Origin of the sequence: Nostoc sp. C057 (genome assembly GCF_013393925.1) — a bacterium.
Taxonomy (GTDB): Bacteria; Cyanobacteriota; Cyanobacteriia; order Cyanobacteriales; family Nostocaceae; genus Nostoc; species Nostoc muscorum_A.
Window position 1 is genome coordinate 5,752,501 of sequence record NZ_CP040281.1, and the last position, 14,998, is coordinate 5,767,498.

Sequence of the window (14,998 nt, forward strand, 5' to 3'; positions counted from 1 at the left end):
TATTTAGCCTTACGAGGTGGTCCTCGCTGATTCACATGGGATTCCTCGTGCCCCATGCTACTCGGGATTCAGCTACTATCCTTGAGTTTTCAACTACAGGACTTTCACCTTCTTTGGTGCAGTATTTAGCTGCTTCGTTTAACCGCTAGATTCGATATTGCTGTCCCACTACCCCAATCGGTAAACCAATTGGTTTAGGCTCTTCCCCTTTCGCTCACCACTACTTAGGGAATCTCTGTTTTGATTTCTCTTCCTCCAGCTACTAAGATGTTTCAATTCGCTGGGTTGGCTCTCTCCTGCCTATATATTCAGCAGGTAGTATATAGGGTTGCCCCATTCGGAAATCTCCGGCTCAATGTTTGCTTCCAACTCCCCGGAGCATATCGTCGGTAACCACGTCCTTCATCGCCTCTGTGTGCCTAGGTATCCACCGTTAGCCCTTATTAGCTTGACCACTCAATTCATTTGGTGTTTCACAATTTGCATTCACAAAAACAAATAGTTAGTTCTGCTTACCTCGTCACTTCGCACTGATTTTACTCAGCACTCACAACTCAGCAATCAGTACTAAGAATGTCTGTGTCTGCCTGCTATTTTCGCGTTTCTATGCAGTTTTCAAGGTTCTGGCTGAGATACAACTCAGCAGTCTGACACGTGTGTCATGTTGCTGAACTCTCACTCTTTTTTTTCAATGGCAATCGCCACAGGTGGAGGTTAGCGGACTCGAACCGCTGACATCCTGCTTGCAAAGCAGGCGCTCTACCAACTGAGCTAAACCCCCAGATACAATTAAAAATTGATAATTAAAAATTAAAAATTGAATCTTCTTCATTTTTAATTTTGCATTTTACATTTTTAATTGATTCAGGTGGGCCATCCTGGACTCGAACCAGGGACCTCACCCTTATCAGGGGTGCGCTCTAACCACCTGAGCTAATAGCCCATTTCGAACCAAATCATAGTTTGAAAGCTTTTTACATTCTGCTCATGTCTGCGACCGACCTAGGTTAGACCAACTTACTATCTATTTAACTGTGTGTTTTTCGATATGTAAGGGGTGTAGGTCTCCCTAAAAAGGAGGTGATCCAGCCACACCTTCCGGTACGGCTACCTTGTTACGACTTCACCCCAGTCACCAGTCCTGCTCTTAGGCATCCTCCTCCACGAATGGTTGGAGTAATGACTTCGGGCACTACCAGCTTCCATGGTGTGACGGGCGGTGTGTACAAGCCGGGAACGAATTCACTGCAGTATGCTGACCTGCAATTACTAGCGATTCCTCCTTCACGCAGGCGAGTTGCAGCCTGCGATCTGAACTGAGCTCCGGTTTACGGGATTTGCTTGCATTCGCATGCTTGCTGCCCTCTGTCCGGAGCATTGTAGTACGTGTGTAGCCCAAGGCGTAAGGGGCATGCTGACTTGACGTCATCCCCACCTTCCTCCGGTTTGTCACTCTAGCAGTCTCTCTAGAGTGCCCAACTTAATGCTGGCAACTAAAAACGAGGGTTGCGCTCGTTGCGGGACTTAACCCAACATCTCACGACACGAGCTGACGACAGCCATGCACCACCTGTGTTCGCGCTCCCGAAGGCACTCTTCCCTTTCAAGAAGATTCGCGACATGTCAAGCCTTGGTAAGGTTCTTCGCGTTGCATCGAATTAAACCACATACTCCACCGCTTGTGCGGGCCCCCGTCAATTCCTTTGAGTTTCACCGTTGCCGGCGTACTCCCCAGGCGGGATACTTAACGCGTTAGCTACGGCACGGCTCGGGTCGATACAAGCCACGCCTAGTATCCATCGTTTACGGCTAGGACTACTGGGGTATCTAATCCCATTCGCTCCCCTAGCTTTCGTCCCTCAGTGTCAGTTACGCCTAGCAGAGCGCCTTCGCCACCTAGGTGTTCTTCCTGATCTCTACGCATTTCACCGCTACACCAGGAATTCCCTCTGCCCCGAACGTACTCTAGCTATGTAGTTTCCACTGCTTTTATCTAGTTGAGCTAGACTCTTTAACAGCAGACTTACATTGCCACCTGCGGACGCTTTACGCCCAATCATTCCGGATAACGCTTGCATCCTCCGTATTACCGCGGCTGCTGGCACGGAGTTAGCCGATGCTTATTCCTCAGGTACCGTCATTGTGTTCTTCCCTGAGAAAAGAGGTTTACGACCCAAGAGCCTTCCTCCCTCACGCGGTATTGCTCCGTCAGGCTTTCGCCCATTGCGGAAAATTCCCCACTGCTGCCTCCCGTAGGAGTCTGGGCCGTGTCTCAGTCCCAGTGTGGCTGATCGTCCTCTCAGACCAGCTACTGATCGTCGCCTTGGGAGTCCATTACACTTCCAACTAGCTAATCAGACGCGAGCTCATCTCTAGGCAGTTAACCTTTCACCTCTCGGCACATCCGGTATTAGCCACCGTTTCCAGTGGTTGTCCCAGACCTAGAGCCAGATTCTCACGCGTTACTCACCCGTCCGCCACTGTGTCCGAAGACACCGTTCGACTTGCATGTGTTAAGCATACCGCCAGCGTTCATCCTGAGCCAGGATCAAACTCTCCGTTTTAATTGGAAAGCTCTATAGCTCTTTTAGCTGCTCTTTTTTAACTTCAGCTTAGTTATCTTTTTATTTTCTTGACGCAATACACTTGCTGTATAATTGCTTTCAAACTATAATATTTTCAAGGTTCGGTATCCCTTTTCGCGAGTCGCTTTAAGCTCTCCGCTTCAGGCACTTATTCAATATAGCGAACACACTCCCTTGTGTCAACTATTTTCTCCAAAATAATTTTGGACTGCTTCTTTGTCCCCTGAAACTCCCCACAGTGACGGGTTCTAGGCAACAATGGTTTATGCATTGTCTTCAGTCACAAAGGGGGAAGCTTGAATTTTCAGTCGGTAATAACTTTATTGCATCATTTCTGGGGCGATCGCGGTTGTCTCATTGCCCAGCCCTACGATATAGATATACCTAATGTTGTAGTAATGTCGGTGGTGCATCTGGTAGGTGGTGCATCTAATTTATATATAGATAGTTGCTGGGGTATTAGGATTACTGTTTGATTTTTGAAAAAACTCTTTACACAGCGATCGCATCCATCTGTACTTACCTTGCTGCACGAGTTTTAGGGAAAATATTTATACACTTACTACATACTTTGCTTGGGTATTGATAACTCATATCTCTTGCCAAGAGCCGATCGCTCAATTTCACTCATTTCAGAATTTGGGCAGCTTGCAGCTATGATCTGATAAAAAACTAATATTGACTTAATACTAAAAATACTGTCTGCAATAAGCCGATAACAAAACCTAAAACACCACCTAAAGTCACAATGGCTTGCAATTCATTTTTGACAATTCCCTCGATAGCAGCTTCTAGATCAGCCGGTGAAGTTGATTTCACCCGGTCAACTATCACCTGATCTATGGATAAAATCGGAATCGCCTGTGCCACAATTACTTCTAAATCTTTTTCCAAATACTTGTCTAAAATTAGAGCCAACTCTTGACTCATCACCTCTAAAGAAGTACTGACAACTGGTGAAGTGCTAAGACGATTCAGTAGCACTACAGCAATATTTTCCCAATCAACAGAATCAGTTAATCCTTGTAGAAAATCGCTGCCACTGTTTTGCAGGTAATGGCGGACACTTTCACGGGTGGTCTTTCGCAGTTGACGCACTGTACCCATCGGCAAGTTTTGTAATGATAAATTTTGCAGGAATTTCCTGATGCGATCGCGTATTTGCAAATCTTGAGTCAATTCCTGCAAACGATTATTGGTAGCTTCTTTCTCATCTAAGCAAAAAGTTCGTAGCCGTGTAAGAGTATTACGTAAGCCAAACAAATTTGCTACCACCCAATAAGTACCACTGGTTTTTTCGCGGAACCCTTCATCAATAATTTGAATCGTGCGATCGGTCAAAAAATCAACTATCGCTTGGCGCAGCATATCCGGTGGTAAAACTACTTCTAACAACCAATCAGCAAGCCTTGTCGCTTGTTCTTCACTCAGTTGAAATTCCAGCAATATCTGGTCAAAAATCTGATTGATTTGCGCTTCCAAAAAGTCTTCACGTCGCGCTAAAACCTTGAGTAACCGAGGTAAAGATTCCCCTAGCAAATCCCGCAAAATTCCCGCGACAATTTTGGCACTTTTCTCGTTTTTTTCTGTGTTGATTTGTTCAATCGCCAACCGCAACAACCAGAGAATTGCTGCTTGCACGCGTTCTGTTTGCAACAAACGCCGCGCCAAATTTTGCAATTCTTGTGGTGTCAACAGTGACCCCATAATGGTCTTGGAAATGTTCAGAGCTAGACGTTCCTGGTTGCGGGGAATCAAGCCAGGCGTGAAGGGTACTCTTCGTCCAGCAATGTAAATTGCTTTGTAAGGACGGAACAACATTTTGATGGCTATATCATTTGTGAAATAGCCAATAATTCCACCCAGTACCGGGGGAGACACATAAAGCCAAAGATGAGACCAGTCCACAGGATTTTGGATTTTGGATTTTGGATTTTGAATTCTAGATTAGAAATTAGGGATTGGGGATTGGTAATTGGCGGTTATTAGTTATGAGTTGTTTTTCCACTAACTACTAACGATTTTCCATTAGCCATTACCTATTCCGCAGTCCCCAATCTAAAAGACGTTCGCAGAGTCGCTCTAAGCGAAGCTATGCCATTGGCTTTACGCCACGCTATCCCAAATCTAAAATCTAAAATTTGCTGATTACCAGCACTCCCATCATACCGTTCGCAATGGGGTAGTGTGTGGCAACAGCAAAACCAACTTGACGCGCTAACTCTATTTGCTCTTTGCCTATGGGAAAGCGGTCTAAGCTGGGACTGATGTAAGCATATTCTTCTTTTAACCCTAAATAATTGGCAACTGGCACCACGAAACTATCCAGATACAACTGCTGAAAGGCACGTAACTGAGGATTACTCGGTCGATGAAAGTCCAAAATTGCAGCTTTAGCACCCGGTTTCAAAACACGGTATAACTCTTGAAGACTGCGAGGAATATCTTTAACATTCCTTAAACCATAGCCCATTGTTGCGGCATCAAATTGGTTGTCGTCAAAGGGTAAATTTAGTACATCTGCTTCTACCCAGGCGATGCCTACGGCGGGCAAAGCCAACGCAGGTTGAGGGTATTGCTTTTGGGAACGTTCTTTAGCAGTTTCTAGCAGGTTGTAGGAAAAGTCCACTCCATATACATATCCTGTAGCTCCCACGCGCCTTGCCAAACGTAAAGCTAGATCGCCACTACCGCAGCACAAATCTAATGCAGTATCACCCGATTTAGCCGCACTCCATTTAACTGCCATTTCCTTCCAAATTCGATGCTGTCCCAAACTCAGCCAATCGTTCAATTGGTCATAAACTGGAGCAATACGGTTAAAAATGGATTGAACTTCGTTAGTCATTGGTCAATAATTCATTGGTCATTGGTCATTAGTCATTCGTCATTTGCCAAGGGTAAAAGACAAATGACATAGACGCACTAGCGGCTTCCCGCAGGGTAGGACAAATGACAACTACACAATGGGTTGATGGTATCCACTGCTAGTCAGAGCGATCGCTACCAGTTGTGCTGATAAATTAATTAGCATTAATTCATCTTCCCGCAAAGTGCAAGGTTGTTTCCACTGTAGCGATAATACGCCCAAAAGTTCATTATGGTAGCTAATTGGGATAACTAAATGTGCTTGCACACCAGTATTTTGGTAGTGAGTAGCATCAATTAGTTTAGTGTCTTTAGGTATATTTAAAGAAACTTGCATTTGCCCAGTGGCGATCGCTTGCGTTGTTAGTGGGTCAAGAGATAGCCAATTCTCTATTTCACCTGTATCGCTGTAAGTTCCTTGAGTTGCAATCAGAGTATTTCCATGTGTAAGTTGTAAAATACAGCCTTCTGTCCCAAAAGTCTCACTCACAGCCTTGGCGATTGGAGCGAGAGTTTCCTCTAAACTAGAAGCTGCTTGAGTTACCTGTACTAAAACACTCAGTAATGCCATTTGAGCATGAGCGCGGCGTAATTCTTCTGTACGTTGCTTGAGCAAGTCATAGGTTTCTGCTGCTCTTTGCACTACTGCCTTGAGTTCTCCTGGGTCCCAAGGCTTGGTGATATATTTGTAGACTTGTCCAGCATTAATCGCCTCTACCAAGTCTTCAATATCAGTAAATCCGGTGAGAATTATCCTCACCGTATCGGGAAACTGAGGTACAGTTTTGCTCAGAAATTCAGTTCCTTTCATTTCTGGCATCCGTTGATCGGAGATAATCACAGCTACCTCCCCTTCTGCGGCCAAAACTTGTAGAGCGTTCACTCCACTATCAGCTTTCAGAACATTAAAGTCGCGTCGAAAGGTGCGATAAAGGAGATCGAGATTATCTGGCTCATCGTCAACTACCAAGATTTTCAGCTTTTTTGGTCGTTCGAGAGTCATTACTTGATATTGGACTTTATCAATTTCGACACTGGGATTATCCATAAGATATTTCCTTTAAATATTCACTATCTTGTTATATTCCATACCAAGCTTAGTTGAGAATAGCTAAAAATTGTCAAGGGTTTATACGGAGCTATTTTGCATATTTTAAAACTACAAGAGTGAGCTATACAGAGGAAATTTACCTGCCCAAATATCTGAATTAGGAAATATTGCACCAAAAAAACCTACTAAATCAGCATAGCGATGGCGATTTTAATCATAGTAGGGTTTATGTAAAAGTACACGCGGTAGGGGCAATAGCCTGTAGGAAGCACTACAGATGAAGCTTTACTTCTCTACCAGACCCTGCACGTAGCTTTCTTTGCCGCAGGGGTATGCTACTGCTTGCTACACTACCGCTAGTTCCTTGATGCCGGGAAACCCTTCCACCGTAATGGCTTACGCTTTCCGTCTAGATGAATTGCCCTAAGAAGAAAATTAGGGTTCAGCTAAAGTTTTGCAGTTAAGATAGCACAGTAAAGGCACATAAATGTGCGTAGTGTTACTAGTAGAATGGCTTGGAATTAGAGTGGTTGAAATTCCAATCTCCTGCCTCTTTCTGAACTCAAGACAGTAGGTCTGGGTAATTCTATAGATTAGAATAAGACTTGCTCATGAGGTGTTAATCATCCTCTCAAGTTGAAGCTCGCATCCCGATTATGACTGATCTACCACCCAACGCTCAGAATCCCGAAGAAAATGCTACCAACGATGTAGCACAAGAGTTACTACGAAGACTGAGGCAAAAACAAGGCAACTGGGTGGAATGGGGAACGGCGATCGCCTCGTTGCTAAAAACCGGTTACAACCCCCAAGAAATTTTTGAGGCGACTGGATTTGAGCCAATTCAACAAAATCAGGTAGTTGTTGGTTCTCAAGTTTACAATTCTTTGGAAAACTCTGGAGTATCGGAAGAAACGCGATCGCACTATGCCATACGCGGCAGTGATGTTTTATATGAACTCCGTTTGCTCACCCAAGAAGAACGCGCCGCCGCTGCCGAACTGATCTTCTTCCACAATGTTGATGCTGATGAGGCACGGGATATAGCAAAAGCAATTAAAGAATTCTCCTATTACCGCACTTTACCAGAAGGGTTTTCTGCTCATCCTGGAGATGCTGTTGCTCATCAAGTTTGGAAACTGGCACGCCAAAATGCAGATTTACAACAGCGATCGCGCCTAATCGCCAAAGGTTTACGTTTTGCTCACACGCCAGCAGCAAGGCAAAAAATTGAACAACTACTGACTGATTTTACTACCGTTCCCCAGCGTCCAGCGCCAATTCTACCCTTTTACCGCCTGGAATTTGAAGAACAATTACCCCGAATTTTACCTGTAGTGGGTGAGTTGCCATTATCACGGCAAGATTTGCAAGCTGTGCCGATATTGACAGAAATTGAACCATTTCGTCTGGTTAAGTTTTCTGGAGAGCAAGCTTGGGTTCCATTACCAGGATGGCAAGTGCTATTGGCGGCAGAAGATCCAGTAGTGATTTTAGCGAATAGCGATCGCTTTCCCATCCAAACCCAAAGCCAAGTTGGGCCCGTTGTAGTTGTGATAGATCGTGCCAAACGAGAATGGGATGCCTCTAGCTATTTTGTTGTTGAAAAGGGTGGTGAATTAGATTTTCAGTGGTTTGAAACTGAGCCAGAAATTCCTTTACTAGGACAAATTATTATCATTGTGCGTCCTAAGAAAATTCTGGATGAAGAATTAACTAAGGATTCCTGGCAGATTGATGAATAATTGAAGAAGAATTCAGAATTCAGGAGTCAGAATTCTGAATTCTGTTTCGATAAAATTTCGTGTTAATTTTCTAAATCTTTGTTGCTAACAGTTGTGCTGATCATTTGTTCTCGCAAAATTGCAACTTGAGAAATCATGATCTTCTCTAATCCCCCAGTTTCCATCGCTCCTATCCAACGAATCATTGATGAGAGAAATAATTCTTTGAGGTAGGCAAAAGAAAAGCCTTCTGTCAATGCAGCCATCTGATTTACAGCCTGCTCAGATAATCCCATTTCACTGTTTAATTTATCATTCCACAATGTGATGTAGGTTTCTCGTTCTGGAAACGCTGGCAGATCAAAATGATATTTCCGATCAAAGCGGCTGGGGCGATCGCTAATTGCTGAATCTAAACGTTCTGGATGATTAGTGGTTGCAATAGTCACAATTCCTTGATTAGAAGCAAAGCCATCAAGTTCATTTAAAAAGAAAGAGCGGTTTTCATCATTTAAGAGAGAGTCAATATCTTCTAATACCAAAACACAAGGGGCAGATTGCCGTGCTTGGTTGAATACTTTACGGATATTGTCGCTATCAGTAGCATACTCAGCCTTAAAGCTTTTAACATATAAGCAAGGCTGTTGCATTTGATTAATTAATGCTTTAACTGTATGCGTTTTACCATTCCCTGGTGAGCCAATAAACAAAATTCCGCGTTTCCAAGGAACGCTATAATTTGCGTAAGTTTCGCGGGAGGCAAAGAAGTTTATTAGGTCATCTTGAATATCTTGTTTAAGAGTTTTATGCAAAACTAGATTTTCAAAAGTTGAGCTTTGAATAGATTGAAAGAGTTCGGGATTTTTATCCCAGCAACCATCTTCAAAAACTAACAGTTCATCACGAATTTCTGAGTTCCACTCACAAACTGCGGCAAAAAACTTTTCAGCTACTTCTGAAGTATCTGCCAAAATCCAAGAATAACGAGTTTTACAATAACCTTCATTCCAACTCATTAAGACAACATCAAGTTTATTTCCTTGCCATGAAACTTGAAATCTGGCATTTTCATTATATTTATAAATCTCGTTATCCATGCCATTCCAACCAGTAAGTATCTGGTTATGGATATGATTATCATGTTTAATTTTGCAGAAATTTGCCTCAGCGTACTTTTCTAAATTGAAAGAACTATCATTACTTTCTAGCAATGCTTTTTTAGGATAAATAGCTGCTAGCTCCTGACTAACATGATAGGAAATAGCATTATTAGATAAGCTAAGACCTTGTGTAATTATTTTTTGAATTTTCATGTTTATTTATTTTTCTGGTTAGTTAGAGCTTAGAAATATATCAAATTAAGCTAATCTAACATTAAGATGGCTGAATTGTGAATTCTTGCTTAAAGAATTATTCTTCTAAATATAAAATTTGATATGTCAGACTCTAAATTTACTACTCCTGTGGCTCAAGAATCCCTCCACTCAGAATTGTCTGAGCGATCGCCTGTTCCTAACCTGAGGGAGAAGATTCTCGCAATTCGCAACAGTCTACGCCCTGGACAACAACAAATGGCTGACTGGGGATCTGGCCCTTTGGCTATTTCTGCCGTTCCTGGCGCAGGCAAATCTACTGGGATGGCGGCGGCGGCAGCGATCGCGATCGCGCGTCAATATGAACGTTATGCCCAATCGCGCCCATCCTCGCGTCGTCATTTGGTAGTCGTCACCTTTACTCGCTCTGCTGCTGCCAATATTAAAGCGAAGATCCGCAAATTCTTACGAGATGATTTATCTTTACCCCAGACGGGATTTTTTGTCTATACCCTACATGGTTTAGCGTTAAATATTGCTAGCCGCCATTCGGATTTATCCGGTTTGCAGTTAGAAAATGTCACATTAATTACACCAACTCAAAGTCATCGCTTTATCCGAAGCGCTGTAGAACAATGGATTGTAAATAATCCCGGAATATATTTGCGGTTATTAGAAGGTCATCAATTTGACGGAGAAGAGACAGAAAGGTTGCGTCGTCAATCGGTGCTGCGAACAGAAGTATTACCGGAATTGGCAAATACGGTAATTCATGAAGCAAAAAGTTCGGGGATATCGCCAGAAAAACTGCGGGAGTGGAGTAAACAAACCACAGATGAATATACAATTTTGAGCGTAGCGGCGGGATTGTATGAGCAATATCAAAACTTAATGCGATCGCGTGACTTTATCGATTACGACGATATGATTTTAGCCGCACTGCGCGTTTTAGAAAATGATAGCGCCCGTCGCATTGAGCAAAACCAAGTTTTCGCCGTCTTTGAAGACGAAGCTCAAGATTCTAGTCCCCTACAGACAAAACTGTTAGAAATTTTGGCGAGTGATGGGTACAAAGGTGATAAATCCTCAATCCTGACTCCTCACACCTCACTAAATTTAGTCCGAGTTGGCGATCCCAACCAGGCGATTAATTCTACCTTCACCCCAGCCGATCCGATTTATTTTCGGCAATTTTGCGAAGAGTGCGATCGCATTGAACGATTGGCAACGATGGATCAAGCAGGTCGCAGTACGAGAATTATCATTGAAGCTGCTAACTTTGCCCTCAAATGGATCAATAATCAGTCCTTAGCAAAAACGAATAACGGACAACAGACTCCTGACAACCGACAAGTACCATTTCGCTTGCAGACAATTCGCCCTGTTGAAACAGGCGATCCACAAAAGAACGCCAACCCAGCACCCATAGGACAGGGATTAGAACTTTATACCCCGCGTGACATTCATCACACCGTTGAATTGTTATCTCAAAGAGTAATCGAATTATTTGGCGAAGACCCAACACAAAATAGTGCAGCGATTTTAGTACGGGAAAATCGCCAAGGAAGATGGTTATCAGAGGCTCTAGCATCTGTATGCAAAGAGCATAATATTACACTTTACGATGTGGGAGAACGCGATCGCCGTTCCCATGTTCCCCAAGAGATTTTAGCATTGCTGCAATTTTGCGATCGCCCCCACTCCCCGGATTACCTGAAAGCCGCTTTAGAAGCATTAGTACAGCGCCAGTTAATTCCTACTCAAGACCTCAACGCCCTTGCTAGTCTACCAGAAGAATTTTTGTATCCAGGCCCTCTAGCAGCACCCCAGACAGAAACAGTCCAAAAGGCTGCACGCTTATGCCGCAATTTACTTCGCGCCCGCTTGGAATTGCCCCTGTACCAGCTAATTTCCTTTCTCGCCTTAACCTTAAATTACGACCAGGCAGAATTAGCAACTGCTGACAAACTTGCAGAACGGGTAAACCAGCAGATAGCTGGCAATAGTTCAATGGGGGGAATGCTGTCAGCTTTAAGTGAAATCGTCAGTTCCGAACGGTTTGAACCAGTAGAAACCGAAGATTCGGAAGAACGTTACACTCGGCGCGGTCAACTGACCATTATTACCATGCACAAAGCTAAAGGGCTAGATTGGGACTATGTATTTCTTCCTTTTCTCCACGAAAACTTGATTCCTGGTAGATTTTGGGTTCCTCCGCAAAGCCAGTTTTTAGGTGATTTTACCTTATCAGAAGTAGCCCGCGCCCAAATTCGTGCTGCTCTCCACGGTGAATCTACCATACCAGATGTTACGCAAGCATGGGAACAAGCAAAGCATTTGAAAATATCTGAGGAGTACCGTTTACTCTACGTTGCGATGACACGAGCCAAGCGTCTGGTATGGATGTCAGCAGCGCAGAAAGCCCCCTTTACTTGGAGTAAACCAGAGAATTTACAAGAACAAGCGCCTTGCCCAGTATTCCCAGCATTAAAGCGCCAATTTCCTGAATGTGTCGCGAATTTAGCGGTAATGGCTAAATAAGGGCGATCAAAAGTTTTCAGAAATTGCAGGAATTTAAAGGGATTTGCGATCGCAGCATCCCAGAATATCTGTATAAAATAAATTATCTCTTGTGGAATTTGCCATTTGGAAATTGGTGTTATACATTGGTGTTCAGCTTTTAATCGGAAATTTATTTATCAATGAAAACCCAACAAATCAGTTCCACCACAATAGAAAATAAACCCACCAAAACGAAAAAACAGTCTTTTCCTGGCATGAATATTGGTAGCCCTAAAGTACCATTCCGCCAATGCAAGAAAACAGCACAACAGCATGAATTACTCAGTGATTGGGAACACGCGAGTTAATTTATTGACATATTATAGAAAATTACGGCTATTATATTGGCTTCTGTGCAACTCTCGGTATCCGATCGGGCATTAACTGAGAAACCATTGTAAATTAGGGGTGCAACGGATTTTTTCGGTCTATTGCCATAAGCCAACAATCTGAGTATTTACCTTCATGTAGTTCATGAGCTGGCAATAACTTTAATTTCACAAAACCGCATTTTTCATAGCAGCGAACGGCGCGAGGATTGTCAACGTGCGGGTCTATGACAATTTTATGAGCTTGCAGATGTTCAAAAAGATAGGTGATAATTGCTGACAGTATTTTTGTACCAATTCCCTTGTTCCAATAGTCTGTTTCGCCTACGAACAAATCAATTCCGTAGACATAATCAGTTTGTTTGAGATGATACAATTGCCTGTCAGTTTGGGATAAGTCATTGAGCGCACAATACTGCAAATAACCAATTGGAATATTTTGATAGTAGAACACACACGGAACAACCGGATCATCTCTCTCGATCATAGGTTTGTACGTTTCTATAATTCTTTCTAAAGGAAAAGGATTATCTCTTCCTTCATAAAATTTCAAAACTTGTGCATCAGTTAACCATTTTGCGAGCAACTCATAATCATAAATTTCATCTTGCATTAGACGAATAGCTATTTCGTCTTGTTGAATTAGCATATCTATATATATTTTCTAACGAGTATTTAAATAATTATAGTTTGTTCAAAATATCTATTATCTTGCAAAAAAATATGAAAAAAAAGGGGAATTCCATGTCCACTTTGTAAGAATGAAATTCTCCTTAAATTTTTGTCTTAGCTCTAACAAAAGATAAAGATGCCAAACTTAAATTTGCTTAATTGCCACCAGACGTAACAGCTTTATTATGTATAGCAGTGTCTTCAGGTTTTCTCTGCCATTTACCATCGTTGCCCGGTTCGTATTCATTCTTTACACTATTCCAAGCAACATCACGCGCACCTTCTTCACTAAAACCATTACTTTGAGCAGCATTTAATGCTGCTACAAAAATCTGTTGTGCGTGTTCAGGTAACTGTTCTCTAATTTCATTGGGCAATTCATTTATTGTTTTATCAGCCATAAACTTATCTCCAATTATTTCAACTTAAGTTCATACTAAAAAACTGGCAGTATAATTTCCTCTTTCTAGAAGAATAGAAGTAAATAATCATACTTTTGGCTGAGTCAGGCAATTTTAAATCAGCGATGCAATGATATTGATACTCATGGCTAAAATTGTGGTATTGAAAAAGAACGATAATATGCTATGCAACAAAGTCAAGCGTCTCATCTCGCGCGATCTCGTCTCCACATCTGAAACTTGGCTTGTCATGCCAATTACAAATGAATAATATAAAAATTCCCAATAGTCTGGAGAGTTGTTATTAGGAAAATCTAAACCTGCGGTAATTTCTTCACTATGATTACGATTAATATATTTGTAATAGCTGTGTGCATATTGCACTGCAAACATTGTATGTACTAATAGCCATGAACCGACAATGGTCATAATTGCAAGTATGACATGTAGAATAAGCAGAATTGTTGACAACTCTTTTTTATCAGTTAGTAAAAACCCAATGGCTAAAACACTAGCACAAGCCGCAGCTATCACCAGCATGAATATAGCTAAATGTCCTTCATATTGATTCTCAGCATAACGGCGAATTTTTTCTGGTGTAGCCTCAATCATTTTCCACCAGGTTACAGCTAAGAAAAAGTCAGCACCAAAGTTCCAAGCGCAGAGAATGCGAGTCGGTAAGTGCAGCCAACGTGGAAGTATTACTGAAATTAATACAGCGAGTGCGACAGCAATTATAAGTCTGGGTCGAGGGTCAAAGTTTTTAAATAAGTTAAGTTTCACAAATATTGCGATCGCAGATGTTATCCAATTAGATTTAATTACTTTGTAATCTCTCTTAAAAGGCTACGGTGTAAACACAAGTAAGATCCAGAAAGCCCTCATGTAGAGACGCGATTTATCGCTTCTGAAAGACTGACATGTTAGAAAGACGCGATAAATCGCCGTCTCTACAAAGAATATACTCCTCAATTATTCCTTGACAAACTACTATTTCCAACTTGTGTATACACCGTATAATACTCAACTAATTACGAATTACGAATTATTTCAACTTGGCTCTAATCGTTTCTATTCGTTGACGATTAACACCCAAATCGCTTTGACCTAAGCGTGAAGCGGAACGAACTTGGATCGTATTGGCATTTCGGTCTAGATAAAACTCTACATCATCTACAAATCCGAGTAAAGCACTTTTAAATTCTGCATATAAATAATCTTGGCTTTCGGTAATGATTTTGGTTCTTGGTAAGGACTGAATAATCTCTTTAAGATTAGCGATTGCTTCTTGTGGGCTAGACGTAAAAGTCAATGGTGCAATTTTGTGGGCTGCATCTGCACTCTGACTGGAAACACAGTTAGGAGAGTTAGGACAGGATGCTAATTTACCGTTGCTAACACCTAAATTATTCGGTCGTTTGCCAGCAAAAACCATAATTACGTCTCCAGGTAAGTAAATAACTATACTCTCACACATTTACTTGAACCACTGT

General features: G+C 42.2%; 12 protein-coding genes, 2 tRNA genes and 2 rRNA genes (1 of these 16 cut by a window edge). 4 read left to right on the forward strand and 12 right to left on the reverse strand.

Going from position 1 to position 14,998, the window contains the following annotated elements:
* From FD724_RS24715 to FD724_RS24730, 4 genes are all read right to left on the reverse strand, one after another.
* Positions 1–454, reverse strand: a 23S ribosomal RNA gene (locus tag FD724_RS24715); it reaches 2,438 nt to the left of the window's first position.
* Between the two features lie 254 nt (positions 455–708).
* A tRNA-Ala gene (locus FD724_RS24720) sits at positions 709–781 on the reverse strand.
* A gap of 88 nt (positions 782–869) precedes the next feature.
* Positions 870–943, reverse strand: a tRNA-Ile gene (locus tag FD724_RS24725).
* A 130-nt stretch (positions 944–1,073) separates the two neighbouring features.
* Positions 1,074–2,564 (reverse strand): 16S ribosomal RNA (locus tag FD724_RS24730).
* Together the 16S and 23S rRNA genes with 2 tRNA genes alongside form the textbook arrangement of a ribosomal RNA operon.
* 317 nt (positions 2,565–2,881) lie before the next feature.
* Between FD724_RS24730 and FD724_RS42125 the strand changes: the two genes are divergently transcribed.
* Entirely contained in the window at positions 2,882–3,061 is a 180-nt protein-coding gene (locus FD724_RS42125) for a hypothetical protein (RefSeq protein ID WP_372726539.1), read from the forward strand.
* Between the two features lie 196 nt (positions 3,062–3,257).
* On the opposite strand, the gene FD724_RS24740 is transcribed toward FD724_RS42125, so the two are convergent.
* The 3 genes from FD724_RS24740 to FD724_RS24750 form a co-directional block, all read right to left on the reverse strand.
* Complete coding sequence (locus FD724_RS24740; RefSeq protein WP_179074419.1) at positions 3,258–4,493, reverse strand: DUF445 domain-containing protein; 1,236 nt, start codon at positions 4,491–4,493, stop codon at positions 3,258–3,260.
* A 226-nt stretch (positions 4,494–4,719) separates the two neighbouring features.
* On the reverse strand, positions 4,720–5,433 hold the full coding sequence (gene ubiE / locus FD724_RS24745) for a bifunctional demethylmenaquinone methyltransferase/2-methoxy-6-polyprenyl-1,4-benzoquinol methylase UbiE (RefSeq protein WP_179074420.1): 714 nt from the start codon (positions 5,431–5,433) through the stop codon (positions 4,720–4,722).
* A 111-nt stretch (positions 5,434–5,544) separates the two neighbouring features.
* Positions 5,545–6,501: a response regulator gene (locus tag FD724_RS24750; protein ID WP_179074421.1), complete on the reverse strand. Its 957-nt coding sequence runs from the start codon at positions 6,499–6,501 to the stop codon at positions 5,545–5,547.
* A 659-nt stretch (positions 6,502–7,160) separates the two neighbouring features.
* Here FD724_RS24750 and FD724_RS24755 point away from each other — a divergent pair.
* Positions 7,161–8,249 (forward strand): RuBisCO accumulation factor 1, encoded by a 1,089-nt coding sequence (locus FD724_RS24755; RefSeq protein ID WP_179074422.1) that lies wholly within the window; start codon positions 7,161–7,163, stop codon positions 8,247–8,249.
* 62 nt (positions 8,250–8,311) lie between these two features.
* Here the strand turns inward: FD724_RS24755 and FD724_RS24760 are convergent, their stop codons facing one another.
* Positions 8,312–9,541, reverse strand: a complete 1,230-nt coding sequence (locus FD724_RS24760; protein WP_179074423.1) for an ATP-binding protein — start codon at positions 9,539–9,541, stop codon at positions 8,312–8,314.
* A gap of 123 nt (positions 9,542–9,664) precedes the next feature.
* Between FD724_RS24760 and FD724_RS24765 the strand changes: the two genes are divergently transcribed.
* Positions 9,665–12,082 (forward strand): ATP-dependent helicase, encoded by a 2,418-nt coding sequence (locus tag FD724_RS24765; protein ID WP_179074424.1) that lies wholly within the window; start codon positions 9,665–9,667, stop codon positions 12,080–12,082.
* 161 nt (positions 12,083–12,243) lie between these two features.
* A complete protein-coding gene (locus FD724_RS24770) occupies positions 12,244–12,411 on the forward strand; it encodes a hypothetical protein (protein WP_179074425.1) in 168 nt (55 codons plus the stop codon).
* Between the two features lie 94 nt (positions 12,412–12,505).
* Here the strand turns inward: FD724_RS24770 and FD724_RS24775 are convergent, their stop codons facing one another.
* The 4 genes from FD724_RS24775 to FD724_RS24790 all read right to left on the reverse strand — a co-directional run bounded on the left by FD724_RS24775 (position 12,506) and on the right by FD724_RS24790 (position 14,940).
* Positions 12,506–13,081, reverse strand: coding sequence for a GNAT family N-acetyltransferase (locus FD724_RS24775; RefSeq protein ID WP_179074426.1), 576 nt, complete (start codon positions 13,079–13,081; stop codon positions 12,506–12,508).
* A gap of 178 nt (positions 13,082–13,259) precedes the next feature.
* Positions 13,260–13,505, reverse strand: coding sequence for a ChaB family protein (locus tag FD724_RS24780; RefSeq protein ID WP_114080519.1), 246 nt, complete (start codon positions 13,503–13,505; stop codon positions 13,260–13,262).
* Positions 13,506–13,619: 114 nt separating this feature from the next.
* On the reverse strand, positions 13,620–14,288 hold the full coding sequence (locus FD724_RS24785; protein ID WP_179074427.1) for a DUF1345 domain-containing protein: 669 nt from the start codon (positions 14,286–14,288) through the stop codon (positions 13,620–13,622).
* A gap of 262 nt (positions 14,289–14,550) precedes the next feature.
* On the reverse strand, positions 14,551–14,940 hold the full coding sequence (locus tag FD724_RS24790; RefSeq protein ID WP_114080518.1) for a DUF1499 domain-containing protein: 390 nt from the start codon (positions 14,938–14,940) through the stop codon (positions 14,551–14,553).
* Between the last annotated feature and the right edge of the window lie 58 nt (positions 14,941–14,998).

Bases quoted from the DNA above. Each gene is read 5' to 3' on its own strand.
- FD724_RS24755 (WP_179074422.1), top strand. From the start codon at position 7,161: ATGACTGATCTACCACCCAACGCTCAGAATCCCGAAGAAAATGCTACC.
- FD724_RS24790 (WP_114080518.1), bottom strand. From the start codon at position 14,940: ATGGTTTTTGCTGGCAAACGACCGAATAATTTAGGTGTTAGCAACGGT.
- FD724_RS24775 (WP_179074426.1), bottom strand. From the start codon at position 13,081: ATGCTAATTCAACAAGACGAAATAGCTATTCGTCTAATGCAAGATGAA.
- FD724_RS24750 (WP_179074421.1), bottom strand. From the start codon at position 6,501: ATGGATAATCCCAGTGTCGAAATTGATAAAGTCCAATATCAAGTAATG.
- FD724_RS24760 (WP_179074423.1), bottom strand. From the start codon at position 9,541: ATGAAAATTCAAAAAATAATTACACAAGGTCTTAGCTTATCTAATAAT.
- ubiE (WP_179074420.1), bottom strand. From the start codon at position 5,433: ATGACTAACGAAGTTCAATCCATTTTTAACCGTATTGCTCCAGTTTAT.
- FD724_RS24780 (WP_114080519.1), bottom strand. From the start codon at position 13,505: ATGGCTGATAAAACAATAAATGAATTGCCCAATGAAATTAGAGAACAG.
- FD724_RS24765 (WP_179074424.1), top strand. From the start codon at position 9,665: ATGTCAGACTCTAAATTTACTACTCCTGTGGCTCAAGAATCCCTCCAC.
- FD724_RS24770 (WP_179074425.1), top strand. From the start codon at position 12,244: ATGAAAACCCAACAAATCAGTTCCACCACAATAGAAAATAAACCCACC.